This window comes from Pseudomonas rhizophila, from assembly GCF_003033885.1.
In the GTDB taxonomy this organism is placed as follows: domain Bacteria; phylum Pseudomonadota; class Gammaproteobacteria; order Pseudomonadales; family Pseudomonadaceae; genus Aquipseudomonas; species Aquipseudomonas rhizophila.
The window spans coordinates 2,089,885-2,115,599 of record NZ_CP024081.1 but is presented as its reverse complement, the minus strand read 5'-3'; the positions used below and the strand labels follow the sequence as shown (position 1 = coordinate 2,115,599).

18 protein-coding genes are annotated in these 25,715 nt (G+C 61.3%); 9 read left to right on the top strand and 9 right to left on the bottom strand.

What is annotated here, in order from left to right:
- Nucleotides 1–90: 90 nt before the first annotated feature.
- Nucleotides 91–1,539, bottom strand: a complete 1,449-nt coding sequence (locus CRX69_RS09855) for an aldehyde dehydrogenase family protein (protein WP_107321944.1) — start codon at nt 1,537–1,539, stop codon at nt 91–93.
- On the bottom strand, nt 1,536–3,173 hold the full coding sequence (locus CRX69_RS09850) for a 5-guanidino-2-oxopentanoate decarboxylase (RefSeq protein WP_107321943.1): 1,638 nt from the start codon (nt 3,171–3,173) through the stop codon (nt 1,536–1,538). Before CRX69_RS09850 ends, CRX69_RS09855 begins: the two co-directional genes overlap by 4 nt.
- A 115-nt stretch (nt 3,174–3,288) precedes the next feature.
- Between CRX69_RS09850 and CRX69_RS09845 the strand changes: the two genes are divergently transcribed.
- Nucleotides 3,289–4,170, top strand: a complete 882-nt coding sequence (locus CRX69_RS09845) for a LysR substrate-binding domain-containing protein (protein WP_107321942.1) — start codon at nt 3,289–3,291, stop codon at nt 4,168–4,170.
- 178 nt (nt 4,171–4,348) lie between these two features.
- Here the strand turns inward: CRX69_RS09845 and CRX69_RS09840 are convergent, their stop codons facing one another.
- Nucleotides 4,349–5,368: an alpha/beta fold hydrolase gene (locus CRX69_RS09840; protein ID WP_107321941.1), complete on the bottom strand. Its 1,020-nt coding sequence runs from the start codon at nt 5,366–5,368 to the stop codon at nt 4,349–4,351.
- Between the two features lie 299 nt (nt 5,369–5,667).
- Nucleotides 5,668–7,980: a 5-methyltetrahydropteroyltriglutamate--homocysteine S-methyltransferase gene (gene metE / locus CRX69_RS09835; RefSeq protein ID WP_107321940.1), complete on the bottom strand. Its 2,313-nt coding sequence runs from the start codon at nt 7,978–7,980 to the stop codon at nt 5,668–5,670.
- 107 nt (nt 7,981–8,087) lie between these two features.
- Between metE and metR the strand changes: the two genes are divergently transcribed.
- Both metR and CRX69_RS09825 read left to right on the top strand, forming a co-directional pair.
- Nucleotides 8,088–9,005, top strand: coding sequence for a transcriptional regulator MetR (metR, locus tag CRX69_RS09830; protein ID WP_107323250.1), 918 nt, complete (start codon nt 8,088–8,090; stop codon nt 9,003–9,005).
- A 150-nt stretch (nt 9,006–9,155) separates the two neighbouring features.
- Nucleotides 9,156–10,403 carry a hypothetical protein gene (locus CRX69_RS09825; RefSeq protein ID WP_076383652.1) on the top strand — a complete coding sequence of 416 codons (1,248 nt, stop codon included), beginning with the start codon at nt 9,156–9,158 and terminating at the stop codon, nt 10,401–10,403.
- Nucleotides 10,404–10,410: 7 nt separating this feature from the next.
- On the opposite strand, the gene CRX69_RS09820 is transcribed toward CRX69_RS09825, so the two are convergent.
- The 4 genes from CRX69_RS09820 to nosR form a co-directional block, all read right to left on the bottom strand.
- On the bottom strand, nt 10,411–10,953 hold the full coding sequence (locus tag CRX69_RS09820; RefSeq protein WP_076383651.1) for a GNAT family N-acetyltransferase: 543 nt from the start codon (nt 10,951–10,953) through the stop codon (nt 10,411–10,413).
- A 2-nt stretch (nt 10,954–10,955) separates the two neighbouring features.
- Entirely contained in the window at nt 10,956–11,594 is a 639-nt protein-coding gene (locus tag CRX69_RS09815; RefSeq protein WP_107321939.1) for a LysE family translocator, read from the bottom strand.
- Between the two features lie 24 nt (nt 11,595–11,618).
- On the bottom strand, nt 11,619–12,035 hold the full coding sequence (locus tag CRX69_RS09810) for an NUDIX hydrolase (protein WP_047230398.1): 417 nt from the start codon (nt 12,033–12,035) through the stop codon (nt 11,619–11,621).
- Between the two features lie 165 nt (nt 12,036–12,200).
- Entirely contained in the window at nt 12,201–13,565 is a 1,365-nt protein-coding gene (gene nosR / locus CRX69_RS09805; protein WP_047230399.1) for a response regulator c-di-GMP phosphodiesterase, NosR family, read from the bottom strand.
- Between the two features lie 229 nt (nt 13,566–13,794).
- Here nosR and CRX69_RS09800 point away from each other — a divergent pair, with 229 nt between their 5' ends.
- The 6 genes from CRX69_RS09800 to CRX69_RS09775 all read left to right on the top strand — a co-directional run bounded on the left by CRX69_RS09800 (nt 13,795) and on the right by CRX69_RS09775 (nt 23,979).
- Entirely contained in the window at nt 13,795–16,086 is a 2,292-nt protein-coding gene (locus CRX69_RS09800; protein ID WP_107321938.1) for a GGDEF/EAL domain-containing response regulator, read from the top strand.
- The gene (locus CRX69_RS09795) at nt 16,083–17,957 is read left to right on the top strand and encodes a putative bifunctional diguanylate cyclase/phosphodiesterase (RefSeq protein WP_076383649.1); all 1,875 of its coding nucleotides are present in this window, start codon (nt 16,083–16,085) and stop codon (nt 17,955–17,957) included. Before CRX69_RS09800 ends, CRX69_RS09795 begins: the two co-directional genes overlap by 4 nt.
- Before the next feature lie 45 nt (nt 17,958–18,002).
- Entirely contained in the window at nt 18,003–18,962 is a 960-nt protein-coding gene (locus tag CRX69_RS09790) for a cytochrome-c peroxidase (RefSeq protein WP_076383648.1), read from the top strand.
- Complete coding sequence (locus tag CRX69_RS09785) at nt 18,959–20,764, top strand: DAHL domain-containing protein (RefSeq protein WP_107321937.1); 1,806 nt, start codon at nt 18,959–18,961, stop codon at nt 20,762–20,764. The genes CRX69_RS09790 and CRX69_RS09785 overlap by 4 nt, the downstream gene beginning before the upstream one ends.
- Nucleotides 20,757–22,163: an ATP-binding protein gene (locus CRX69_RS09780; protein WP_107321936.1), complete on the top strand. Its 1,407-nt coding sequence runs from the start codon at nt 20,757–20,759 to the stop codon at nt 22,161–22,163. The genes CRX69_RS09785 and CRX69_RS09780 overlap by 8 nt, the downstream gene beginning before the upstream one ends.
- A gap of 196 nt (nt 22,164–22,359) precedes the next feature.
- Nucleotides 22,360–23,979 carry an FMN-binding glutamate synthase family protein gene (locus tag CRX69_RS09775; protein WP_107321935.1) on the top strand — a complete coding sequence of 540 codons (1,620 nt, stop codon included), beginning with the start codon at nt 22,360–22,362 and terminating at the stop codon, nt 23,977–23,979.
- A 108-nt stretch (nt 23,980–24,087) separates the two neighbouring features.
- Here the strand turns inward: CRX69_RS09775 and CRX69_RS09770 are convergent, their stop codons facing one another.
- Nucleotides 24,088–25,509 (bottom strand): amino acid permease, encoded by a 1,422-nt coding sequence (locus CRX69_RS09770; RefSeq protein ID WP_047230406.1) that lies wholly within the window; start codon nt 25,507–25,509, stop codon nt 24,088–24,090.
- Between the last annotated feature and the right edge of the window lie 206 nt (nt 25,510–25,715).

Genomic DNA, 25,715 nt, shown 5'->3' with positions numbered 1-25,715 from the left:
TGTTGAACACAAATTCTCCGGTCACCCAGATCAACTGTGGGAGCGAGCCTGCTCGCGATGGGGCCAGTAAAGACAGCCCACTTCTAGCGCTCAAACCGCCCGCACCACATGTTTGATCTCCTGAAACGCCGCCAGCCCCCAAGGCCCCAACTCGCGGCCCATGCTGCTCTGCTTGTAGCCGCCCCACGCCGCCTGGGGAAAGATCACTTGGGGGGCGTTGATCCACACCAGTCCCGCCTGCAGTGCATTGGCCACCTGTTCGGCAACTTCGGTATCGCGATTGACAACACTGGCCACCAGGCCGAAACGGCTGTCATTGGCCAGGGCAATCGCTTGCTCCAGGGAGGTGAAACGGCGCACACACAGCACCGGCCCGAAGATTTCTTCGCACCACAGCTCGCTGTCCACCGGCACGTCGGTGAAGACTGTCGGCTGTAGAAAATAGCCGCGCGGCAAATGCGCGGGGCGTTGTCCGCCGCACACCAGCGTCGCCCCGGCGCTCAAGCCCCGGTCGATATGCCCAAGCACGCGTTGGTATTGCGCTTGGTTGACCAGCGCGCCCATCTCCACGTCAGGGTCAAACGGGTCAGCCACGCGAATCGCTTCGGCGCGAGTCTTGAGCCGTTGCAGGAACTCGTCGGCCAGCTCATCGGCGACCAGCACGCGACTGGTGGCCGAGCACATTTGTCCGGCGTTGAAGAAACCGCCACCACAGGCCAGCTCCACCGCCAGCTCCAGATCAGCGTCGGCCAGCACCAGCAGCGACGACTTGCCACCCAATTCCAGGCTCACGCCCTTCACCGTTTCCGCCGCCCGTTGCATCACCTGCACCCCCACCGCATTGCTGCCGGTAAAGGAAATCTTCGCCACGCGCGGATCTGTCGCCAGCGGCGCGCCCACGGCCAGCCCCGTGCCGCAGATCAGGTTGAACACGCCGTGGGGTAAGCCGCACTCGGCGATGATCGACGCCAGTTCCAACTCCGGCAGCGGTGTCACCTCCGAAGGTTTGAGCACCACACAACAGCCGGCAGCCAAGGCCGGGGCGAGCTTCCAGGCGGTGGTGACCATCGGGAAATTCCACGGCACGATCAAGCCCACCACACCGCAGGGTTCGCGGCGCAGGCGTGCCCTGAAGTCATCGCTGGGCAATGCCAGTGGGCTGTCCTGCCGGGCGTCCAGCCCTTCGGCCAGTTCGGCGTAATACTCGAAGGTGGCGACCACGTCGTCGACATCGATGGCCGCTTCGAACAGGGGTTTGCCGTTATTGCTCGATTGCAGGTGCATCAAGCGCTCACGAGCGGCCCGCACGCCGGCGGCGATACGGCGCAGAAGCGCCCCGCGCTCGGCGCCGGTGGTGTTCGACCATTGCACCAAAGCCTGGGTCGCCGCGTTCAAGGCCTGATCGACGGCGCGCTCCTCACCGCCATTGACCGTGGTCAGCAGCGCCTCGGTGACCGGGTTGATCACCCGCAAATGCTGATCGCCCGATGACCATTGGCCGTTGATGTACAGGCCGTCCTGGGTGGTGGGGAAATTCATTGGGCCACCCCCAGCATCCAGCGCGCCTGATCGATTTCGATCAGGGTCGGGCCCTGGCGGTCGTGGGCCTCCAGCAATGCGGCGCGCAATGGCGCCACGCCGTCGACTGCCTGTGCAAAGCAGCCCAGGGCCTTGGCCACGCCAATGAAATCCGGGGTGTAGATGTCCACGCCCACCGGTTCAATGGCGCGGTTGACCATGTATTTCTTGATCTCTTCGTAACCCTGGTTATTCCACAGCAGCACGATCACTGGCACGCCTGCTTCCACGGCGCTGGCCAGCTCCGGCAGGGTGAACTGCAAGCCGCCATCACCGATCAGGCACACCACGGGCGGACGCCCCTTACCCGAATCGATGCCGCCGAGCAAGGCGCCGATGGCCGCCGGCAAGGCATAGCCGAGGGTGCCGTAGCCGGTGGAAGCATTGAACCAGCGACGTGGATGTTCCGGGTTGAAGGTCAGGTTGCCGGTGTACACCGGTTGTGTGGAGTCACCGACGAATACCGCGTCGGGCAAGGCCTGCAAAACCGTGTCGATGAACAAGGTCTGCGCGCGGGTCGCGACGTCCCAGTCCCGGTCCAGATCCGCCCGTAACCGCGCGGCACGCACCTGGCCCCAATCGCTGTTGCGCTGGGTCAGGGATTGTTGCTTCAACCCATCGAGCAAGGCCTGGCTGGCGCTGCGGGCATCGGCCACCAGCGCCAGGTGCGGCGGGTAGTTGCGCACGGTCTGGTCCGGGTCGATGTCGATGCGCAGCAATGCACCGGGGATTTCGAAGCCGCCGGCGAAGGTGATGTCGTAGTCGGTCTCGGCCAGCTCCGTGCCGATGGCCAGCACCACGTCGGCCTCGGCCACCAGTGCGCGGGTGGCCACCAGGCTTTGCGTGGAGCCGATCAGCAGAGGATGACGCGACGGCAACAAGCCTTTGGCGTTGATGGTCAATGCCACGGGGGCGCCGAGGCATTCAGCCAGTTCGGTCAGTTCGCGGGCGGCATCAATGGCGCCGCCACCGGCCAGGATCAGAGGCCGCTGGGCCTTCGCCAGCATCGCCGACATCTGCGCCACGGCACTCGGCGCGGCCCCGGCACGGCTGATGTTCACTGGCCTTGTGGCGAGCAAGGCATCGGCGTCTTCGACCAGAACATCCAACGGAATTTCAATGTGCACCGGCCGCGGGCGACCGGCCTGGAACAAGGCGAAAGCCCGGGCCAGCACTCCCGGCAACTCAGCGGCGGACATCAGCGTGTGGGAAAACGCCGCCACGCCACTCACCAACGCGCTCTGGTTCGGTAGTTCATGGAGTTTGCCGCGCCCGCCGCCCAACTGGCTGCGCGACTGCACGCTGGAGATCACCAGCATCGGGATCGAATCGGCGTAGGCCTGGCCCATGGCGGTGGTGATGTTGGTCATGCCGGGGCCGGTGATGATGAAGCACACACCGGGCTTGCCGCTGACGCGGGCGTAGCCATCGGCCATGAAGCCGGCGCCCTGTTCGTGACGCGGCGTCACATGGCGGATGCTGGAACGGGCCAGCCCACGATACAACTCGACGGTGTGCACGCCGGGAATCCCGAACACCTGCTCCACGCCATAACCTTCGAGTAACTTGACCAATACTTCGCCGCACGTCGCCATTGCCACTGACCTTCTTGTTTTCGGGGAATGGCGTTATTGGAACGGCCAGGCCATAGCCGCAACAATGGATAAAAAGTCATACTAGCCATGTCCCTACATCATGGCTCGATTCCAAATGAAACGACTTCCTCCGCTCCCGGCGCTGCACACGTTTCTGATCACCGCCCAGTGCTGCAACTTCACCCGGGCGGCGGAACAGTTGCACATCACCCAGGGCGCGGTGAGCCGGCAGATCGCCGGGCTGGAGGAGCATTTGGGTTACGCGCTGTTCCTGCGTCAGGCACGGGGCCTGAGCCTGACGCCGCAGGGACAGGCGTGGTTGCCACGGGTGCAACAGGTGTTCGGCCTGATCGCGGAAGCGGTGGAGCAGATCGGCGAGAAACGCCAGAGCGTGCGACTCAAGGCGCCGACCTGCGTGCTGCGCTGGCTGATGCCGCGTTTGCTGCAATGGCAAAAGGTACGACCGGACATACCGGTGGAGTTGACCACCACCGTCCGCCACGGCGTGGATTTCCAGCGCGAAACCTTCGACGCCGCGGTGGTCTATGGGCCGCCGCCCGCGCCTTCATTGACGAGCCTGCACTTGTTCGACGAACAACTGACACCGGTGTGTTCGCGTCCACTGCTTGAAGGTCCGGTGCCGCTGCGCTCACCCGCCGACCTGCAACACCATCTGCTGCTTCATCCCACCAGTGACGAGCGCGACTGGAACGCTTGGCTGGAGGCTGCGCAGGTGCAACTGAGCAACGTCAGCAAAGGCCAGCATTTCGAAACCCTGGACCTGGCGATGTCCATGGCCTCCCAAGGCACGGGCGTGGCGATTGGCGACTGGTCGCTGATCGGCGACGACCTGAACGCCGGGCGACTGGTGATGCCCTTCGAACTGAAGGTCAGGACCGGGTTGGCCTATCACCTGGTGTATCCGCGCAAGCCCGGAGCGTCGGAGCAGTTGCAGGCGCTGATGGAGTGGTTGGTGGAGCAGGCGCAGACGCGCTAGCTGTTTCACCGCAAGCCCCCTGTGGCGAGGGGATTTATCCCCGCTGGACTGCGCAGCAGGCCCCAAGCAATCGAACATGATCAGCCTGACATACCGAGGCGCCAGTTTTGGGGTCGCTTCGCAACCCAGCGGGGATAAATCCCCTCGCCACAGATCAGTCCCCTTATCACGGGAAAAGCTACAGCAGATTCGGCACCTGCACCGGCTCGATCTGCGCCCAATGCGAGGTGTCTTCGCGATGCTGCTGCAAGTAGGGCAACACCGCCCCCAGCAACGGTTCCTTGAACGCTTCTTGAAACCGGTGGGCCAGGCCCGGTATCAGCTTCAGGCGGCTGCCACGGATGTGCGCCGCCAGGTGCACACCGTGCATCACCGGCAACAACGGGTCGGCGGTGCCGTGAACCACCAGGGTCGGCACGCGCAGTTGATTGAGCAGCGCCACCCGGCTCGGCTCGGCCATGATCGCCATGATCTGGCGTTGCACGCCTTCGGGGTTGAAGGCCCGGTCATAGGCCTGGGCGGCCTGACGCAGCAGCGCCTGACGATCATCCACCACCATCGGGCTGCCCAGGGCGGCCAGCAGATCGGCCTGTTGTTCCAGGGCCACTTCACGATTCGGCGCACTGCGCCGGGACAACAGCTGCACCAGGGTTTCGCTGGGTGCCGGCAGGCCTTCGGCACCCGAGCTGGTCATGATCAGGGTCAGGCTCTCCACCCGCTGCGGCGCCATGGCCGCCATGTGCTGGGCGATCATCCCGCCCATGCTCACCCCCAGTACGTGAAAGCTTTGCACCTGCAACGCGTCCATCAACCCCAAGCCGTCGTCGGCCATGTCGGTCAAGGTGTAGGGAGCGGCCACGGGCAGGCCCAGCTTGTAGCGCAAGGCTTCAAAGGCCAGGTTGGCGCTGCCGGGCGCCTGACGCCAGGCGGACAAGCCCACGTCGCGGTTGTCGTAGCGAATCACCCGAAAGCCCTGCTCGCACAGGGCCGCCACCACCTCGTCCGGCCAATGTATCAACTGCCCGCCCAAGCCCATCACCAGCAACAACGCCGGGTCGGAGGCACGGCCGATGCTCTGGTACGCCAGGCTGACCTGATCCAGATCGACCCGTTGGGTCGCAACGTTGACATCACATCGAGAAGCCGCAATCGACGGCAGGCCGAACAACAACGCGGACAGAAAGATAAATACACGCATGAAGAAACACCAAAACGCAGAACCCCAGTAGAGCGCGAGTCTGATGAAGTTTGTTCAAGCGCGCTGCCACAGTTGCGTGACAGTTTGATGAAGATTGCCGAGTGGTCGCTCCACCCGGTCAAATGAAGCAAAGCAGAGCACTCCCCCTGTGGCGAGGGGATTTATCCCCGCTGGACTGCGCAGCAGGCCCAAACCAGCAACTCAATAAACCTGATAGATCTGGGGGGCTGCTTCGCAGCCCAGCGGGGATAAATCCCCTCGCCACAGGTCAGGGGCATGCCTGTAAGAGTATTCGGGCTTCAGGCCAACTGACTGCGCAACTGCCGCGCCGCCGCCACCATGTTCACCAGCGCCGCTTCTGTCTCCGGCCACGCCCGGGTCTTCAGGCCGCAATCGGGGTTGACCCACAGCCGGTCCGCCGCAATCCGCTTCACCGCCTTGCTCATCAACGCCACCATCTCGGCCGTGTCCGGCACCCGTGGCGAGTGGATGTCGTAGACGCCCGGGCCGATATCGTTGGGGTACTCGAACGCTTCGAAAGCCTCCAGCAACTCCATGTCCGAACGCGAGGTTTCAATGGTGATCACGTCGGCGTCCATGTCGGCGATGGCCTTGATCACATCATTGAATTCGCTGTAGCACATGTGGGTGTGGATCTGGGTTTCGTCGCTTACACCCGATGCGCTCAAGCGGAAGGCCTCCACAGCCCAGTCCAGGTACGCCTGCCATTGCCCGCGTCGCAGGGGCAGGCCTTCGCGGAATGCAGCCTCGTCGATCTGCACGATTTTGATCCCGGCCTTTTCCAGGTCCAGCACTTCGTCACGCAGGGCCAGGGCCAGTTGTTGCGCCTGAACCTGACGCGAGACGTCCTCGCGAGGGAACGACCACATCAGCATGGTCACGGGGCCGGTGAGCATGCCCTTCATCACCTTGTCGGTCAGGCTCTGGGCGTAGCGGATCCAGTCGACGGTCATCGCTTTCGGGCGGCTGATGTCGCCGTAGATGATTGCCGGCTTCACACAACGCGAACCGTAGCTCTGGACCCAGCCGAAACGGGTGAAGGCATAGCCGTCCAGTTGTTCGGCGAAATATTCCACCATGTCGTTGCGTTCGGCTTCGCCATGTACCAGCACATCCAGGCCCAGGCGTTCCTGGATCTGCACGGCATGGCGGATCTCAGTGTGCATGGCGTCCTGATAATCGTTGGCCGACAGCTTGCCTTGCTTGTAGGCCTGGCGCGCCAGGCGAATCGCCGGAGTCTGCGGGAAGGAACCAATGGTGGTGGTGGGAAAGGCCGGCAGTTTCAGCCGGGCGCGCTGCTGCTCCATGCGCTGGGCAAACGGCGAGCGCCGCTGGCTGTCCTGTGGTCGTATCGCGGCGAGGCGGGCCTGAACCTCGGCTTTGTGAATGCGTGTCGAGCCGGCACGACGAGCATGCACGTCACGGCTGTCGGCCAAGGCGTGTTGCACACCGGGTGCCTGGGGGTCGTTGAGCGCATCGCGCAGTACCGCCACTTCACCGCATTTCTGCACGGCAAAGGCCAGCCAGCTCTTGAGTTCAGGGTCCAGTCGGTCTTCACGCTCCAGGTCCACGGGGCTGTGCAACAGTGAGCAAGAGGTGCTGACCCAGAGGTTGTCGCCAAAACGCTCCTGGGCCGGCTGCAATTGCGCCAGCGCCTGTTCCAGTTCACAGCGCCAGACGTTGCGGCCATTGACCAACCCCACCGACAGGATTTTGTAGGTCGGCAGGCGATCGAGCACCTGACCCAGTTGTTCCGGCGCCCGTACCGCGTCGATGTGCAAACCGTCCACCGGCAGGCTCACCGCCAGGCCGAGGTTGTCTTCCAAGCCACTGAAATAGGTCGCCACCAGCTTTTTCAGCGGCGAATACTGAAGGATGTGATAGGCCCGCTCGAACGCGCTTTTCCAGGCCAGGGGCAGGTCGAGGGTGAGGATCGGTTCGTCGATCTGCACCCACTCAACACCCTGGGCCTTGAGGCGATTGAGGATTTCACCGTAGACCGGCAACAGACGCTCGAGCAGGTCGAGCTTGTCGAAGTCCTCGCCCTTGGCCTTGCCCAGCCACAGATACGTCAAAGGGCCGATGATCACCGGTTTGACCTGATGTCCCAGGGCATGGGCCTCGTCCACTTCTTCGAACAGTTGCTCCCAACTCAGGGCGAAGCGCTGGTCGGCGGAAAACTCCGGGACCAGATAGTGGTAGTTGGTGTCGAACCACTTGGTCAGTTCCTGAGCGTATTGGGCTTGCCCGTGATCAGCTCCGCAGCAGGCAGCGGTGGCGCCTCGGGCCATGGCGAACAGGGTGTCGAGGGTCGGCTTGGCCTGAGCATCGAGGGTGTTGTGGAATCGCGACGGGACGGCACCCAGGGTCAAAGTGTGGCTGAGCACCTGGTCGTACCAGGCGAAATCACCGACCGGCAGCAGGTCGATGCCGGCCTCTTTCTGCAGTTGCCAGTGTCGGGCCCGCAATTCACGGCCCACCGCTTGCAGCGCGGCCGGTGCCAGGTCGCCCTTCCAGTAGGCTTCGAGGGCTTTTTTCAGTTCGCGGTCGGCGCCGATGCGGGGAAAACCTAAGGTGTGGGCCAGGGCCATGGTGTGTGTCCTCCTGTAAAAGATGGCGCCATTGTCGACAGCCAGCCCCACATGAGACAAACTCAACCTTTTCGTGTTGATCACGAGTTTTACTCATGGAGCCCACGGTGCTTGAAATCCGCCACCTCAAGACCCTGCATGCCCTGCGCGAAGCCGATAGCCTGGTCGAAGCCGCCGAACGCCTGCACCTGACCCAGTCCGCCCTTTCCCACCAGTTCAAGGAACTGGAAGAACGCCTGGGCATGCAACTATTCGTGCGCAAGACCAAACCGGTGCGTTTCACCAGTGCCGGCCTGCGCCTGCTGCAACTGGCCGACGCCACCCTGCCGTTGCTGCGCAGCGCCGAGCGGGACATCGGTCGGTTGGCCGGAGGCACCGCCGGGCGCTTGCACATGGCCATCGAGTGCCACAGTTGCTTTCAGTGGCTGATGCCCACCATCGACCAGTTCCGCGACGCCTGGCCGGAAGTCGAGCTGGACCTGGCCTCGGGCTTCGCCTTCGCCCCACTGCCGGCCCTGGCCCGGGGCGACCTGGACCTGGTGGTGACCTCCGACCCGCTGGACCTGGCGGGCATCACCTACGTGCCGCTGTTCACCTACGAAGCGATGCTCGCCGTGGCCAACCAGCACCGACTGGCGAACAAACCCTACATCGTGCCCGAAGACCTGGTCAGCGAAACCCTGATCACCTATCCGGTGGAGCGCGATCGCCTGGACATCTTCACCCGTTTCCTGGAACCGGCCGACATCGAACCGGCCCAGGTGCGCACGTCTGAACTGACGGTGATGATGATGCAACTGGTGGCCAGCGGTCGTGGCGTCTGCGGCATGCCCCATTGGGCACTGCATGAATACAGCTCGCGGGGCTACGTGAAGGCCAAGCGACTGGGAGAGAAAGGTTTGTTCGCCACGCTGTATGCCGCCGTGCGCACCGACATGCTCGATGCGCCCTACATGCGCGACTTTCTGCTGACGGCCAAGGACACTTCGTTTTCGACCCTCGACGGCGTCAGTGCCGTGCGCTGAAGCACAGCGTGTTTTTTCATTCGGTGTGCAAAATGACCAACTGTCTGAATATCACACTCACCTGTCAGGTCTGACAGGTGACACCCTTCTCCTTTCGCGCTCTGATGGTGCCAGCCCCGAGTCAGTTCAGGCACCGTAGCGAGGAGAAAGATGGACAGCGTGCGCAACTCATCGCAGGCCGACGCAGCTCTTGAGCTGCTGCCCATGTACATTCCCGGATGGAAGACACCCGTGCTGCCGACCGGCGCCTACCACGGCGGCATTCCCCTGACCATTCATTCGCCATCCATCAGCCTGTACATGGTGATTGATCCGGTGACGATACTCTCTGAACCAATGGATATCGGTGATTCTGTCGAGCTGTGGGTCAATGGCAAACCGACATCCGTGATCAAGGTCATCAAGGCAGGCGAGGAGAACGACCGCATAGACATGGAGTTGCCATGGGGGTGGCTGGTGAACGGCGGCAATACACTGTTTTACCGAGTGACCCGGGTCAGCCAGAATCACGAAGACTCGACCCCGATCCTGGACCTGCTGTTCCATTACCCGCCATCCGGGATCACGGTCAGCCATCCGGCCAGCGTCAGCCCGGCACAGCCAGGCACATTTACTTTAACCCGCAGCTACCCACGCGAATTTGATGAGGTGACACTGACCGTGGGGACTTGGAGTAAAACAATCCCCTATGTCCATCCTGCCAACCCGATCACTTACACGTTGTCGGCCGCCGACCTTCAGCAGATCGGCGACGGCACCCATCCGGTGAGTGCCCGGATTGTCGATCAGTTGCGCAACAGCAATATATCGACGACGAGCTCCATCATCATCGGCACGGCACCGGTGGAATGGGAGGATCACTACACTTCACTGGCGGACTCCTATAACGGCTGGATTCCCTATCTGGCGGCTCGTTCCGGATCTATCCGCCCGCACGTCATGAACCATCAATCAGTAAACGCGTTTTTCAACTTCACCGATCAAGGCGCCCCATACGGCTTCGCCGGGGTCATCCTCTATCAGGATTTCCTTTTCATTCCCGGACAATACCAATTCACGTTCGAAGGAACCCATGTTGCCGACAGCAGCCACATTCCAGGGCTGGTCAACCCGATCCTTTACCCTGACACCGGCATGCCGCAATGGCGTGGCGTGCCCCGTCATGTCCCCAAGGATGGAGTCTGGTACCTGTTTTCAATCGAGTTCACCATCACCGAACGAGGGATGGTACGAATGTATATAAACAATGACCAGGATAGCGGTAACGGCAACGATTTCGGCATACGAAACATAAGAATCGTGCGCTTGAACAGTGGAGCAGGAAGCATGAGCGCGCCTGCGGAGGAATCCGATTTGCCCGTTTATACCGGTCCACGGCCAGAGATCAAATACCCTTGACCAATTATCAGGACAAGGGCGAATCGACCTCTTCGCCCTTGATCTCAGGCATCGATATCTGGCGCCACATGTGGATTTTGTCGAAATAATCCTCGCCCACCCGCACCGCTAAAGGTTCAAGCCCGAACTGGATGAAACCGCAGCGCTGGTACAACTTGAAGGCGGCCTCATTGCCGGCGGTAACGGTGAGCTGGATGAGTTTCAGTGCAGGGTGGCTTTGCGCTTCGGCCAGTACAGCTTGTACCAGCTCATAACCCAAGCCGCGCTGACGAAATTCGGCCGACACATACATGCCAAACAGTGTTGCCTTGTGGCGGGCCTTTTCCCTCGGTTCGAAAGCCAGGCCAACGATGCCGGCCAATGTTCCTGCTTCGAACGCACCCAGCACCACATCAAGCTTGCCGGTCAACCGCCCTTCCCACCAACTCAACGGCATCAGCGCCCGCTCCCGCACACTGGAAGTGAACGCCTGCGGATGGCGATCGTAGGCTTCAAGCATCAGCTCGCGGTAGGCCAAGGCGTGATTGGCATCCAAACGCTCAATCCACATGCTCACGCCGTCCTGCGCTGTTCAAGCATCAGGCGCAACGCCAGCGCGCCGAGCACAAACCCCATGAAGTAGCGCTGCGCCGCCAACCAGGTGGGGTTATGGACGAACCAGGAGGCAATGCCGGCGGCGAACAAGGCAATCAGCAGGTTGACGCTGAAACTGACGCTGATCTGGGTCAGCCCGAGGATGATGCTCTGGGTGAACAACGAGCCGTGTTCCGGACTGATGAACTGCGGGAACACCGACAGGTAAAACACTGCAATCTTTGGATTCAGGGCACTGGTGAGGAACCCCATGGTGATCAGCTTGCGCGTCGAGTCCACCGGCAGTTGCTGGGCCTGGAACGGCGAACGTGCGCCGGGCTTGACTGCCTGCCAGGCCAGCCACAACAGGTACAGCGCGCCGGCCCATTTCAACACCTCATAGGCCATGGGCACCGCCAGGAACACCGCCGTCAGCCCCGCCGCCGCGGCAAACATGTGCACGAAGAAGCCAGCCACCACCCCCAGCAGGGAGGTGACGCCGGCCTTGCGGCCCTGGCAGATCGAACGGGAAATCAGGTAGATCATGTTCGGGCCGGGCGTGAGCACCATCAGCAACGCGGCGGCGGCGAAAATCAGCAGGTCCGGCAATGGAATCATGGGCGTCAGTCCTTGAGTCTGGGGTCAGCACGTCTCGAGAAGGCTGGCTCGATAAAACGGCAGGATCACCTCGCCTGTCAACGGCGCCAGCAGCAGATCGCTGTCACTGGCCGGGTCGATCCAGCGCACTTCTTCAATCTCGGCGGCGGGAGAAACCGGCGCATCGATGCTCAGTAAAAAAACGTCAGCCTGCACGACAAAACCCGGCTCGTTGGCGGCCGGGGCACTGAACGCCCCCAGGTAACGGGCCTGTGCCGGATCAATCGTCAGCCCAAGCTCTTCGTCCAGCTCACGGGCCAGGGCCTGGACCGGTTGCTCATGGGCCTCGATCTTGCCGCCCGGCTGCATGAAGGCCTGGGTGCCGCGCTTGCGCACCAGTAAGGTCCGGCCGTCCGGTCCGATCAACAGAGCGGCGGCGATGCGGATGATGGGAGTGGTCATGATGAAATGCCCTGGGCAGAAAAATGCTCGCAAGGGTACAGAGCGCAGCGATGGGAGCAAAGCCCGGCGCCACCTTCAGACGCCACACAAAACCACTGTGGGAGCAGTTTTTGTGGGAGCCAAGCTCGCTCCCACAGGATGACTGTACTCTCAGTCAGATCTGCATCACCCCAACATCGGCTTCGGCACCGAAGGGTCTGCCTCTTCGGGGATTTTGACGAACACGCTGTAGCGCGCCCCTTCCATCGCTTCGAAAGCAATGAGCTTTTCCACCAGAGGCGCGCTCAGCACCTTGCCGGCGTTGAGCAACAGCATGCCGTTGTCGGCGTTGAGGTTGCGCGCCAGGATCATGCCGGCCGTCAGGTCGCGGGTTGTCATGACCTGCACCGTCGGATCCGACAAGGTCACGTCGTCCAGGTATTCACCACACGCCTTGATGAAGTCCTCCACCATGCCCGGGTCGTATAGTTTGCCGGCGTATTTGCGGATGTAGACCAGCGCCTCGTCGCTGTTCATCTGCCGCTCCAGGATCAACCCGCGCTGCAGTTCGATGAAGTCCACCGCCAGTTTCAACAGCCGCGAACCGAACGGAATGGCCTCGCCTCGCAGATGGTCGGGAAAACCGCTGCCGTCCCAACGTTCCTGGTGATGGAGGATGATGCGCGCGGCGTCTTTCATCGGGTCCAGGGTCATCAGCAGCGACTCGCTCTGCTTCGGATAGGCCCGGTAGAGATCAAGCTCGGTGTGGTGCAGCATGTCGGCGGGCGTGACCATCATGTTGTCGGTCCAGCTCAATTTGCCGATGTTGTAGAGCGCCGCGGCCATGGTCAGGTCGCGGTCGGTGGACTCGTCCAGAAAGTGCAGCCTGCTGTAGACCCGGATCAGCTCGATGATCTGCCGGTTGGTCTGCTTGGCCTTGGGCAGGCGCAGGTTGGCGATCAGCGAAAACACTTCGGTGCCGGTCACATAGCTGCGCTTGAGCTCGTCATAGGCCAGGTCGAGCATGTCGGCGGTCTGCTGCAGCTCGGCGGTGCGCGACGCCACGCGTTTTTCCAGGGTGGTGTTGAGTATCCGCAGCTGTTCGTTCTGTTCACGGTTCAGCGCTTCGAGGCGCTGGCGCTCGCTTTCGGAGTGCTGGTGCGCCAGGGCCTGACGCAGGGCCTGCACCAGTTCCTCGTCGTTCCAGGGTTTGCTGAGGTAGCGATACAACTGCCCCTCGTTGATGGCCTTGGTCATCATGTCCACATCGGCATAACCGGTGAGCAGGATGCGCAAGGTCGATGGATAAAGCTTGCGAATCTGCGCCAACAAAGTGGCGCCGTCCATGTTGGGCATGCGGGCATCGGTCATGACCAGGTCGACCGGCCGCTCCTTGAGGATTTCCAGGGCTTTGGCGCCACTGTCAGCCAGCAGGATTTCGTACGGCTGGCTGCGCAATAACCGACGCAGGCTATTGAGAATCGACTCTTCATCATCGACCAACAGTACCGTCGGCTTCCGGACCGGTACATCCTGCGATTGATCTTCCATTGGACCCCCCTCCTGTTAACGACACCTGTTCTACGCTACCCCCGAATTAGAGGCTAGTAGATTGCGTGAATTTAGACACGATTTTGCCTTGACCGGCCGAGCGCATCTCAATGAGACAGCTATGCTGTAGACCATGAAGGGCCAAGTACAGGCCAGAATACTCATGCCAACGGAAGGGATATCAGATGTATCCACGGTTCAACAGTCAGCATCGCGACGGTGCACGGCCATGAGCCTGCCGACGGAAAGGGCCAACCGGCGGATCCTGATCGTCGATGACACTCCGACGATCCACGAGGATTTTCGTAAGATCCTCAGCCCCCATGCTACCCCCGAGGACAGCCTGAGCAGCGCTGAAGCAGCCCTGTTCGGCGCGCCTGTGGCGGTTGCCAGTCAGAGTTTCGTGCTCGATTCGGCCTTCCAGGGCATGGAAGCCCTGAACAAGGTCGAATCTGCCTTGGCCGAGGGCAAACCCTACGCCATGGCGTTCATCGACATGCGTATGCCCCCTGGCTGGGACGGCCTTGAAACCATCGAACGGCTATGGCGCGTCGACCCCAAGCTGCAAGTGGCGCTGTGCACCGCCTATTCGGATTATTCCTGGGAAGACATCGCCGAGCGCCTCGAACTGGGCGACCGCCTGCTCATCCTGAAAAAACCCTTCGATGCCATCGAGATCCGCCAGATGGCCAGTACCCTGACCGTCAAATGGCAGATGACCGAAGACGCGGCGCTGAAAATGGACATGCTCGAACGCGCGGTGCAGGAGCGCACGCGGGAGCTGGCCGACGCCAACATCATCGTGCAGAACAGCCCGACCATCCTGTACCGCCTGCGTGGCGAGCCGCCGTTCGCGCTGATGTACATTTCCCACAACATCACCAAGTTCGGCCACGCGGCGGCGCAACTGGTCAACTCGCCGGACTGGGCGCAAACCCTGATCCATCCCGACGACCAAAGCAAGATCGACGACGCCATGGTCCGCGTCTTGAACCGCGACACAGCGGGGGCGTCCATCGAGTTCCGCATGCGCACGGGCGACGGCACGTTCCGCTGGGTGGAAAACCGCTACATTCCGGTGCGCAACGAACAGGGCCTGCTGCTGGAAGTGGAAGGCATCATTCTTGACATCACCGAACGCAAGCTGGCCGAGGAGAAAATCGCCCTGCTGGCCCGCACCGACGGCCTGACCGGGCTGGCCAACCGCGCCACCATGATCGAGCGCCTGCATCAAGCCTTTGCCGCGGCTCGCCGGGGAGCGGCGCCGTTTGCGATGTTTTACCTGGACCTGGACCATTTCAAGCGGATCAACGACACCCTGGGTCACCCGATCGGCGACCTGCTGCTGCAGGAGGTCGCCGCACGCATCAAGGGCTGTACCCGGGAAAACGACGTGGTAGCGCGCCTGGGTGGCGACGAGTTCGCCATCCTGCAACTGGATGTCCACGAAGCGACCCATTGCGCCGCCCTGGCCGCCAAGATCCGGGATGCCCTGGTGGCGCCCTATTCCCTGGACGGCAACGAAGTGCGGATCTCCGTGAGCATCGGCATCAGCCTGTATTCCTCCCAGAGCCAAAGCGCCGACAGCCTGATGGCACAGTCCGACATGGCCTTGTACCGGTCCAAGGAAAAGGGCCGCAACCAGTACCATTTCCATAGCGAGGAGATTAATCAGGAAGTCACCGACCGCGTCGCCCTGGCCAATGACCTGCGCCAGGCCATCGAAAACAACGAGCTGCATTTGCACTACCTGCCGGAGGTCGACCTGGGCACCGGCAAAATCCTGGGCATGGGCGTGCAAGTGCGCTGGAACCACCCTGAGCGCGGCTGGCTGGAGCCGGCGTCGTTCATGCCGGCCGCCGAGAAGACCGGGATCATCGTTGGCCTGGGGCATTGGGTGCTGGACCAGGCCTGTCAACAGATGCGCCAGTGGCGTGACCAGGGCATGGCGCCCCCGGTGATCGCCATCGACCTCTGCCTGACGCAACTCAAGACCGGTCCGGAGCTGATCTATGACGTGCTGCGCACCACCGCCCGCTGGGAACTGGCCCCTTGGGACCTGCGCTTTGACGTCACCGAGGCCACCCTGGCGCAAACCAAGTGGACCCACAACGACGTGCTGCCACGTCTGTGCGAACTGGGCGTACAAATTGCCATCGATGATTTCGGCACCGAGTACTCCTCGTTCGATTACCTCAAGACCTACCGGGTCAACCATCTCAAGCTCGCCCAACGGTTTCTCGACAGCGCCAACGTCGACCCCGAGAACGCAATGACGCTGCGAGCGATCATCAATTTCGCCCGGGATGTGGGCATCGGGATCATTGCCGAGGGCGTCGAAACCCAGGAGCAACGCACCACGCTGATGTCCAGCGGCGGGTCGATGCAGGCCCAGGGGCATTACTTCAGCACTGCCGTAGACAGTGGGCAAGCCAGCGAACTGCTCAAGGCCGGCACCATCGTTCCCGTGACGGACCATTGGACCCGGCCTGCCAGCCAGTTATCGGAGAGCAACCCATGAACCCCATGTCGGTGCCGGCGAACAGGCGAATCCTGGTGGTGGACGACACCCCGGCGATCCACCAGGACTTCCGCAAGATCCTCAGCCCGGGCGCCGGTAGCGACGACTCGCTGGACGACACTGAAAGCCTGCTGTTTGGCACGCCCCAGGTCAGCCGCCTGCAATTTCAGATCGACTCGGCCTATCAGGGCGAAGAGGCATTGGAACTGGTCAAGCGCGCCCAGGCCGAAGGCCAGCCCTATGCGCTGGTGTTCGCCGACATGCGCATGCCGCCGGGCTGGGACGGCCTGCAAACCATCGAGCGTTTGTGGGAGGCCGACCCACGGCTGCAAATCGCGCTGTGCACGGCGTTTTCGGATTATTCCTGGGAAACCATGTCCGAACGCATCGAGTTCGACGATCAGTTGCTGATCCTGAAGAAACCCTTCGACACCCTGGAAATCCGCCAGATGGCCAGTGCCATGACCTGGAAATGGCAACTGGCCCAGGATGCGGCGAGAAAAATGCGCAGTCTGGAGCGCACCATCGAGGAACGGGTCCAGGAGTTGCTGAAAGTCTCCCACTTGCTGCAATACGACGTACTCACCGAGCTACCCAACAGCATGTTGCTCGGTGATCGCCTGACCCAGGCCATGGCCCAGTGCCGTCGCCACGACCGGCAACTGGCGGTGATGTTCATCGGCATGGACCGTTTCAAGCGTATCAATAACGCACTGGGGCACCCGGTGGGCGACGAAATGCTCAAGCGGGTGGCCCGGGCGCTGGCAACGGTGGTGCGTGAATCCGACTCGGTGTTTCGCTACGGCTCCGATGAGTTCGTGGTGATACTGGGAGACATCACCGACTCGCAACAGACCAAAGGCGTGGCCGACAAACTGCTGACGGCCATCAGCACGCCCCACCCCATCGACGGACACGACCTGACCGTTACCGCAAGCCTGGGCATCAGCATGTATCCGGCCGACGGTTTCGATGCCGTGGCGTTGATCAAAAAAGCCGAAACGGCGATGCGCAACGTCAAGGAAACCGGCCCCAACGACTACCGTTTTTTCACTGAAGACATGAACCGTCGGGCGCGACAGCAGCAAACCATCGAATCGGGCCTGCGCCTGGCCTTGCAACGCAAGGAGTTCGTGCTGCACTACCAGCCCAAGATCGATCTGAGGAGCGGCAAAGTGGTCGGCGCCGAAGCGCTGGTGCGCTGGAACCGGCCTGACATCGGCTTGATCTATCCATCGGACTTCATCCCCGTGGCCGAAGACAGCGGCCTGATCGTCCCGCTGAGCCAATGGGTGCTCCAGGAAGCCTGCCAGCAGGCCTGTCGCTGGCAAGCCGATGGCATGCGCCCGCTCTACCTGTCGGTCAACGTCTCCACCATCGATTTTCGCCAGCGCGGTTTCGTCGAAGGCATCGCCCGGACCCTCAAGGAAACCGGTCTCGACCCGACACAGTTAGAACTGGAGATCACCGAAAGCGTACTGATGCAGAACGTCGACACCACCGTCGCCATCCTCAAGGCCGTCAAGCGCCTGGGAATACGGCTGGCCATCGACGATTTCGGCACCGGCTACTCGAGCCTGAGCTACCTGCAGAAATTTCCGGTGGATGTGTTGAAGATCGATCAGTCGTTCGTCGGCGACCTGAGCATCGACAGTAATGACGCAAAGCTGGTGAGCACCATCATCAGCCTGGGCAAGAGCCTGAACCTGCACATCATTGCCGAAGGCGTGGAAACCCTTGAGCAACTGGAGTTCCTCAAGGCTCACCAGTGCGAGGAAGCCCAAGGGTACTACTTCAGCAAGGCCGTGGAGCCACAAGCCTTTGCCCTGTGGATGAGCGAGTGGGAACAACGCCACAACCCGTTTGCGTGAACACACCTGAGTTCCATCAACCAAAAGTTTCAAGGAAAGCATCCCATGGCGTCACATGGACTGATTCTGGCCCTCGGCCTGCTGGTGGGATTGAGCGTGACCGTTCACGCCGAGCCGTTGGATGAACCGCTCAAACCGCTGCCCCCCATTCCGACCCTGGACCCCAAGCGCGTCCAGTTGGGCCTGCGGCTTTTCAACGACCCGCGGCTGTCGGTCAACAACACCCTGTCCTGTGCCAGTTGCCATCGCCTGGACAAGGGTGGCGCCGACGACAAACAGTTTTCCCTGGGCTTCGACGGTAAACCAGTGGAGTTCAATACACCCACGGTGTTCAACGCCAGCCTGAACTTCCATCAGTTCTGGGACGGCCGCGTCGACACTCTGGAAGAACAGGTGCACATCGTCGTGACCAGCCCTGCGGAAATGGGCAGTACCTGGGAAACGGTGCTCAAGCGCATCGGCCAGGATCCGGACTACGCCCGGGATTTTAACGATGCCTACCCCGACGGCGTGACCCAGGCCAACATCCAGGGTGCCCTGGCCGACTATGAACGCACCCTGCTGACCCCAAATTCACGTTTCGACCAGTACCTGCTGGGCAACACCGACATCCTCACACCCCGGGAAAAGTTCGGTTACCAGCGCTTCAAGGAATACGGCTGCATCGCCTGCCACCAGGGCGTGAACATCGGCGGCAACATGTTCCAGAAATTCGGCGTGATGGGCGACTACATCCAGGACCGGGGCAACCCTACCCGGGCCGACGAGGGCCGCTTCAACGTCACTGGCGACGAGGCTGACCGCCAGGTTTTCAAGGTGCCGAGTCTGCGTAACGTCGCCATCACCGCCCCGTACTTTCACGCCGGGTCAGCGCCTACCCTGGAGAACGCGGTGGAAGTGATGTTCAAGTACCAGTTGGGCCGTGAACCCTTGAAGAACGACACGGAACTGATCGTCGAATTCCTCAAGACCCTCACCGGCGAACGGGAGGGCAAGCCGCTATGACCGCCCTGCGTCGCCTCGGTCTGGCATTCGTCGGCCTCTTGCTGGTGTCGATCCTGCTGTTCATGTACATCCAGTCGAGTGCACAGCAGGCCGCCTCGTACATTGAATCTCGGGACCTGATCCGCCTGCTCAAACAGCAGGACGCCATCTGGGACAACGAAGTCCTTAAATCCCGGATGGCTTTGAGCCAAAACTATGACCCCCTAGTCTCGCCCCTCAATGAGATGGCACGTCTGTGGCAGCGCCTCAACGCCATCGAATCGGAACCGGCTCGCCACGCACCGTCAAGCTGGGAACAGGAGCGCGACGAATACCTCAAGGCGGTGAAGGAGAAAACCCGCCTGGTGGAAAGATTCAAATCCCACAATGCGGTACTGCGCAATTCCCTCGCCTTCCTGCCCACCGCCGAAGATGACATCCAGGCCCAGTTCGCCCAGCTTTCGGACGCCGACAAACTGCAGCTGCAAAACGTTGCCATCGATACCTACGACCTGTTGCTCAGTTCCATGGAGTTCGCCCATCTGGCCACCCGTGAGCAAGCCGCCGAAGTGCTGCTAGGCCTGAATCGGCTGGACGTCAACAAGGAGCGTCTGCCGGAAAGCCTGCAAAAATCCGTCGATATCCTGAGCAGGCACATCGCGCTGATCTTGCGCGAACAACCCAGGGTCAATGACCTCTTGCAGGGAATCGAAGCCGTTCCCGTGGCCGGCCGACTGGACACCATCACCAGCCTGCTGGACAAAGACCAGGAGAAAGCTGCCGCCAGGCATCAGCGCAACCATATTCTTCTGCTGGTTTTCGCCACGTTCCTGGTGTTGATCCTGATCTGGCTGGCCATCCGGCTGATGCGCAGCTTCGCCGAAACCAAACGCGCCAACAACGCCCTGCAAACCGCCAACGACGAGCTGGAGGTACGGGTCGAAGAGCGCACCCGCCAACTCAAGGACACCCAGAGCGAACTGATGGACACCGCCCGTCAGGCCGGCATGGCGGAAATCGCCACCAACGTGCTGCACAACGTTGGCAACGTGCTCAACAGTGTGAACATCTCCGCCGATCTGATCAGCCGTAAACTGCGCAGCAGCAAGGCCCTGGGACTGGGCAAGGCGATGCAACTGATCAATGAACACCCCCACGACCTGGGGCACTTCCTTACCGAAGACGAAAAAGGCAAGCTGTTGCCCGGCTATCTGAACCAGTTGGTGGAGGCCATCGCGGTCGAACAGCAAGGCCTTACCGACGAGTTGGCCCAGTTGAGCAAGAGCGTGGATCACATCAAGGATATTGTCTCCACCCAGCAATCCTATGCCGGCGCCAACAGCCTGGTGGAGCCTTTGGTGGTCAGCGAACTGCTCGAAGACGCCCTGCGCATGAACTCCGGCGCCCTGACCCGACACCACGTGACGGTGCTCAAGGAATACGGCGACGTGCCGCGGATCCTGGGCGACAAACACCGCTTGCTGCTGATTCTGATCAACCTGATCAGCAACGCCAAATACGCCATGGCGGGGGTTTCCAACCACGCACGGAACATGACCCTCAAGGCTACGGTGATCAATGACGATACCCTGCAGATCAGCGTCAAGGATGAAGGCGAAGGCATCCCGGCGGAAAACATGACGCGTATCTTCGCCCATGGTTTTACCACCCGTAAGGAAGGCCACGGGTTCGGTTTGCACAGTTGCGCGCTCGCGGCCATTGAGATGAACGGCCACCTCACCGCTCACAGTGAGGGACCAGGCACAGGAGCAACGTTCGTGTTGCAACTGCCCTTGAAACTCGCAGAAGGTGAGCATGAATAATCTGAGCAACCGCCGCATCCTGTTGATCGACGATACACCGGCCATCCATGACGATTTCCGCAAAATCCTCACGCCGGAGGATCAGGTCAATGTCGATCTACTGGACATGGAAAACGCCTTGTTCGGCGACGCACCGAAACCGGCCGGCACCGTATTCGAACTCGACTCGGCCTACGGCGGCCAGGAAGGTCTGAACAAACTGCTGCAAGCGCTGGCAACGGAGCACCCTTATGCATTGGCCTTTGTCGACATGCGCATGCCCGAGGGCTGGGATGGCGCCAAAACCATCGAGGAACTCTGGAAGCACGACCCACTGTTGCAAGTGGTGGTCTGCACCGCCTACTCGGACTATTCCTGGGACGAACTGCTGGACCGCCTCAATGGCCATGACCGGTTGCTGATTCTGAAGAAACCCTTCGACAACATCGAAGTCCAGCAAATGGCCAACACCCTGACCACCAAGTGGGAAATGACTTCCCGCGCGCAATTGCAGATGAGCAAACTCGAGGAGCTGGTGGAGCAGCGGACCCAGGCGTTCAAACAGGCCAGTTCTTTGCTGCAGATGGAAATCGACGAACGCAAGATGCTGGAAAGCCAGTTGGTCCAGTCGGAAAAACTCGCCTCGCTGGGCCAGTTGGCCGCCGGGGTCGCTCACGAAATCAACAACCCGATCGGTTTCATTTCTTCCAATCTGGGGGCCCTGGATGGCTACTTTGGCAAACTCCAGGAGATGCTCCAGGCCTATGACAGTGCCGAGCAAGCCATTTCTTCGCCGGAACTGGTAGTGAATCTGAGAAAGCTGCGCGAGCAGGTGGAGCTGGACTTCCTCGTCGAGGACATTCCACTGCTGATCAAAGAGTCCAAGGACGGCATCAGCCGGGTCGGGCAGATCGTCAAGGACCTCAAGGACTTCTCCCGCGTCGACTCCAACCAGGAATGGCAGATGGCCAACTTGCAACAAGGCCTGGATTCGACGCTGAACATCGTCGCCAATGAAATCAAGTACAAGGCCGACGTGATCAAGCAATACAGCCCGTTGCCGGAAGTCGAATGCCTGCCGTCGCAGATCAACCAGGTGATCATGAACCTGATCGTCAACGCCGCCCAGGCCATCGGCCCCGAGCGTGGCACCATCACCTTGCGCAACGGCATTGAAGAAGACACCGTGTGGATCGAAGTCGCCGACAATGGCTCGGGCATGCCGCCTGAGACACTGCAAAAAATCTTCGACCCGTTCTTCACCACCAAACCTGTCGGCCAGGGCACGGGACTGGGACTTTCACTGTCCTACGGCATCGTGAAAAAACACAACGGCGAGATCACAGTGCGCAGCGAGGTCGGGGTGGGAACCACCTTCCGCGTGGAGTTGCCGGTGCGGCAGATGAAACAGGCGAGCTGAGATCGCGCTGTGTGGGAGCAAGGCTTGCCCGCGATGGAGGCGATGCGGTCTTCAGAAACCGAGGCGCCTGTTTAGCGAGCAGGGGGTGCCCCCACCCCAGCGAGCATAAATCCCCTCGCCACAGTTGCCCGCCCTTTCGCTGCCAGCGCAGAATGCCTGCACCGCCCCACCCCATCGCTCACCCGAAGGAAACCGTATGAGCCTGTCTCTGCTGAGTCGTTACGCCTTCTTTGCCGGCTGCGTGGTTTTCACCCTCGCCAGCTTGCCGTTCCTGAACCACGACTGGCTCTGGCCGATCACGCTGGTAACGGGGCTGTTAAGTCTGCTGGGACTGTTCGACCTGCTGCAGAACCGCCATGCCGTGCGTCGCAACTACCCGATCCTGGGCAATATCCGCTATCTGGTCGAAGGTATCCGCCCGGAAATTCGTCAGTACCTGCTCGAATCCGACAGCGACGCCCTGCCCTTCTCGCGCGCACAGCGTTCGCTGGTGTACTCCCGGGCCAAGAACGAAAGCGCCGACAAACCGTTCGGCACCCTGATCGATGTTTATCAGACTGGTTTCGAATTCATCGGCCATTCCATGCGCCCGGCTCCGTTAAGCGACCCCAGCGGTTTTCGCGTGACGGTCGGCGGACCGCAATGCACCCAACCGTATTCAGCGTCGGTGTTCAACATCTCCGCCATGAGCTTCGGTTCCCTGAGCGCCAACGCCATTCGGGCGTTGAACCAGGGCGCCAAGCTCGGCAATTTCGCCCACGACACGGGCGAAGGCAGCATCAGCCCTTATCACCGCGAACACGGCGGCGACCTGACCTGGGAACTGGGCAGCGGCTATTTCGGCTGTCGCACCCGTGAAGGTCGCTTCGACCCGGAGCGCTTCGCCGCCCAAGCGCAGAACCCGCAGGTGCGGATGATTGAAATCAAGATGAGCCAGGGCGCCAAGCCCGGCCATGGCGGAATTCTGCCCAAGCACAAGGTCACCCGGGAAATCGCCGAAACCCGTGGCATCCTCATGGGCGAGGACTGCGTTTCACCGTCACGCCACAGTGCCTTCTCCACACCGATCGAACTGATGCAGTTCGTCCAACAACTGCGCGAATTGTCCGGTGGCAAACCAGTGGGCTTCAAGTTCTGCCTGGGCCACCCCTGGGAGTTCATGGGCATCGCCAAGGCCATGCTGGAAACCGGCATCCTGCCCGACTTCATCGTGGTGGACGGCAAGGAAGGTGGCACGGGTGCAGCGCCAGTGGAGTTTACCGACCACATTGGCGTGCCATTGCGCGAGGGCCTGCTGTTTGTCCACAACACCTTGGTGGGCCTGAACCTGCGGGACAAGATCAAGCTCGGCGCCAGCGGCAAGATCGTCAGCGCCTTCGACATCGCCAGCGTCCTGGCCATCGGTGCCGACTGGGCCAACGCCGCGCGGGGCTTCATGTTCGCCATCGGCTGCATCCAGTCCCAAAGCTGTCATACCAACAAATGCCCTACCGGCGTCGCCACCCAGGACACCCTGCGCCAGCGCGCCCTGGTTGTGCCGGACAAGGCCCAGCGGGTCTACAACTTCCACCGCAACACCCTCAAGGCCCTGGCCGAAATGCTCGCCGCCGCCGGCCTCGAGCATCCTTCACAACTGCAACCCAAACATCTGGTCCGCCGCATGTCCGCCACTGAAATCAAACTGTTTTCCCAGTTGCATGTGTTCTTGAAACCGGGGGAATTGCTGACGGGTGAGGTCAATGGGGAGTTTTATTCGCGGATGTGGCAGATGGCGCGGGCGGACAGTTTTGAGCCGCAGGAAGTCGCCGCCGCTTGACGGCAGTGCCATCAGGCATGAGATAGGATCCTCCACGGTACGAGGGGTATCCCCTTGAGAAAAAGCCCCGATCATTCGACCGGGGCTTTTCGTTTTATTGCCGGCAATTTATGAAGCGGTATCCATCGAACCCTGCACATCACCCGTGGGCTGCAACTTGAAGGTATAAAACAACACCGTCAGCAGCACCAGGAACGCCGGGCCCACGTAGAGGGCCACGCGGGTATCGGGGAAGTAGGCCATCAGGCCCACCACCAGCACCAGGAACGCCAGCGCCAAATACGAACTGACCGGGTACAGCCACATGCGGTATTTCAGGGCCGCACGTTCCGAAGCGCTCAGGCTTTTACGGAATTTTAGCTGGGCCAGCAGGATCATCACCCAGGTCCAGATCGCGCCGAAGGTGGCGATGGAGGTCACCCAGACGAAGACTTTTTCCGGCACCAGGTAGTTGAGCAGCACGCCCAGCAGCAGCGCGGCGATGGACAGCAGCAACGCGCGGCGCGGCACGCCGTTGGCCGAGGTGGTGGCGAAACCAGCCGGGGCCTGGCCGTTCTGCGCCAGGCTGTAGAGCATCCGCCCGGTGCTGAAGATCCCGCCGTTGCAGGACGACAGCGCCGCAGTGATCACCACGAAGTTGATGATGCCGGCGGCGGTCTTGATACCCAAGCGCTCGAAGGTCATCACGAACGGGCTGCCCTGGGTGCCGATCTCGTTCCAGGGGTAGATCGACAGGATCACGAACAGCGCGCCGACGTAGAACAGCAGGATCCGCCAGAACACCGAACCGATGGCGTTGGGGATGGTTTTCTGCGGGTTCTTCGCCTCACCGGCGGTCAGGCCGATCATTTCCACGCCCAGGTAGGCGAACATCACCATTTGCAGGGACATCAACACACCCTGCACGCCATTGGGCATGAAGCCGCCGTGCGTCCAGAGGTTGGAAATACCCAGGGCCACGCCGTCGTTGCCGAACCCGAAGGCGATGATGCCCACGCCGCCGATGACCATGGCGATGATGGTGACGATCTTGATCAAGGCGAACCAGAATTCGAACTCGCCAAAGGCCTTGACCGCAATCAGATTGATCGAGCCCATGCTGATCAGTGCCGCCAGGGCCCAGATCCAGCGGGGCACGTCGGGGAACCAGATGCCCATGTACACCGCCACCGCGGTGATTTCCGCCACGCAGGTAACCAGCCACAGGAACCAGTAGTTCCAGCCGGTCAGGAAGCCCGCCAGCGGCCCGAGGTAGTCCTGGGCATAACGACTGAACGAGCCGGCCACCGGGTTGTGCACGGCCATCTCGCCGAGCGCACGCATGATCACCAGGATCGCCAGGCCGCCAATGATGTAGGACAGCATGATCGCCGGACCGGCCATTTCGATGGCCTTGGCCGAGCCGAGGAACAGCCCGACACCGATGCAAGCGCCGAGCGCCATCAGGCGGATATGCCGCTCGCCGAGTTCACGTTTGAGCGGACCACCCTGAGCGGTCTCGCCATGGGGCAGATGATTGCCGACAGGCATAGGGATACAACCTCGTTTTGTTATTGGATTGACCACCGAGTCTCCAAAGCCGCAAGCCGATAGGCCTGCCACCTTGCCGAAACCGGGTCTGTTTTGTGGACAGACCGTCCTGTAGAACAAACGCCGCAGGATCAGCGGGTCGTGCAGTATAAAAAGCCAGAGGCAGAGAGTTTCACTGTAAAACCAGGGAAAATCAGGGATAAACC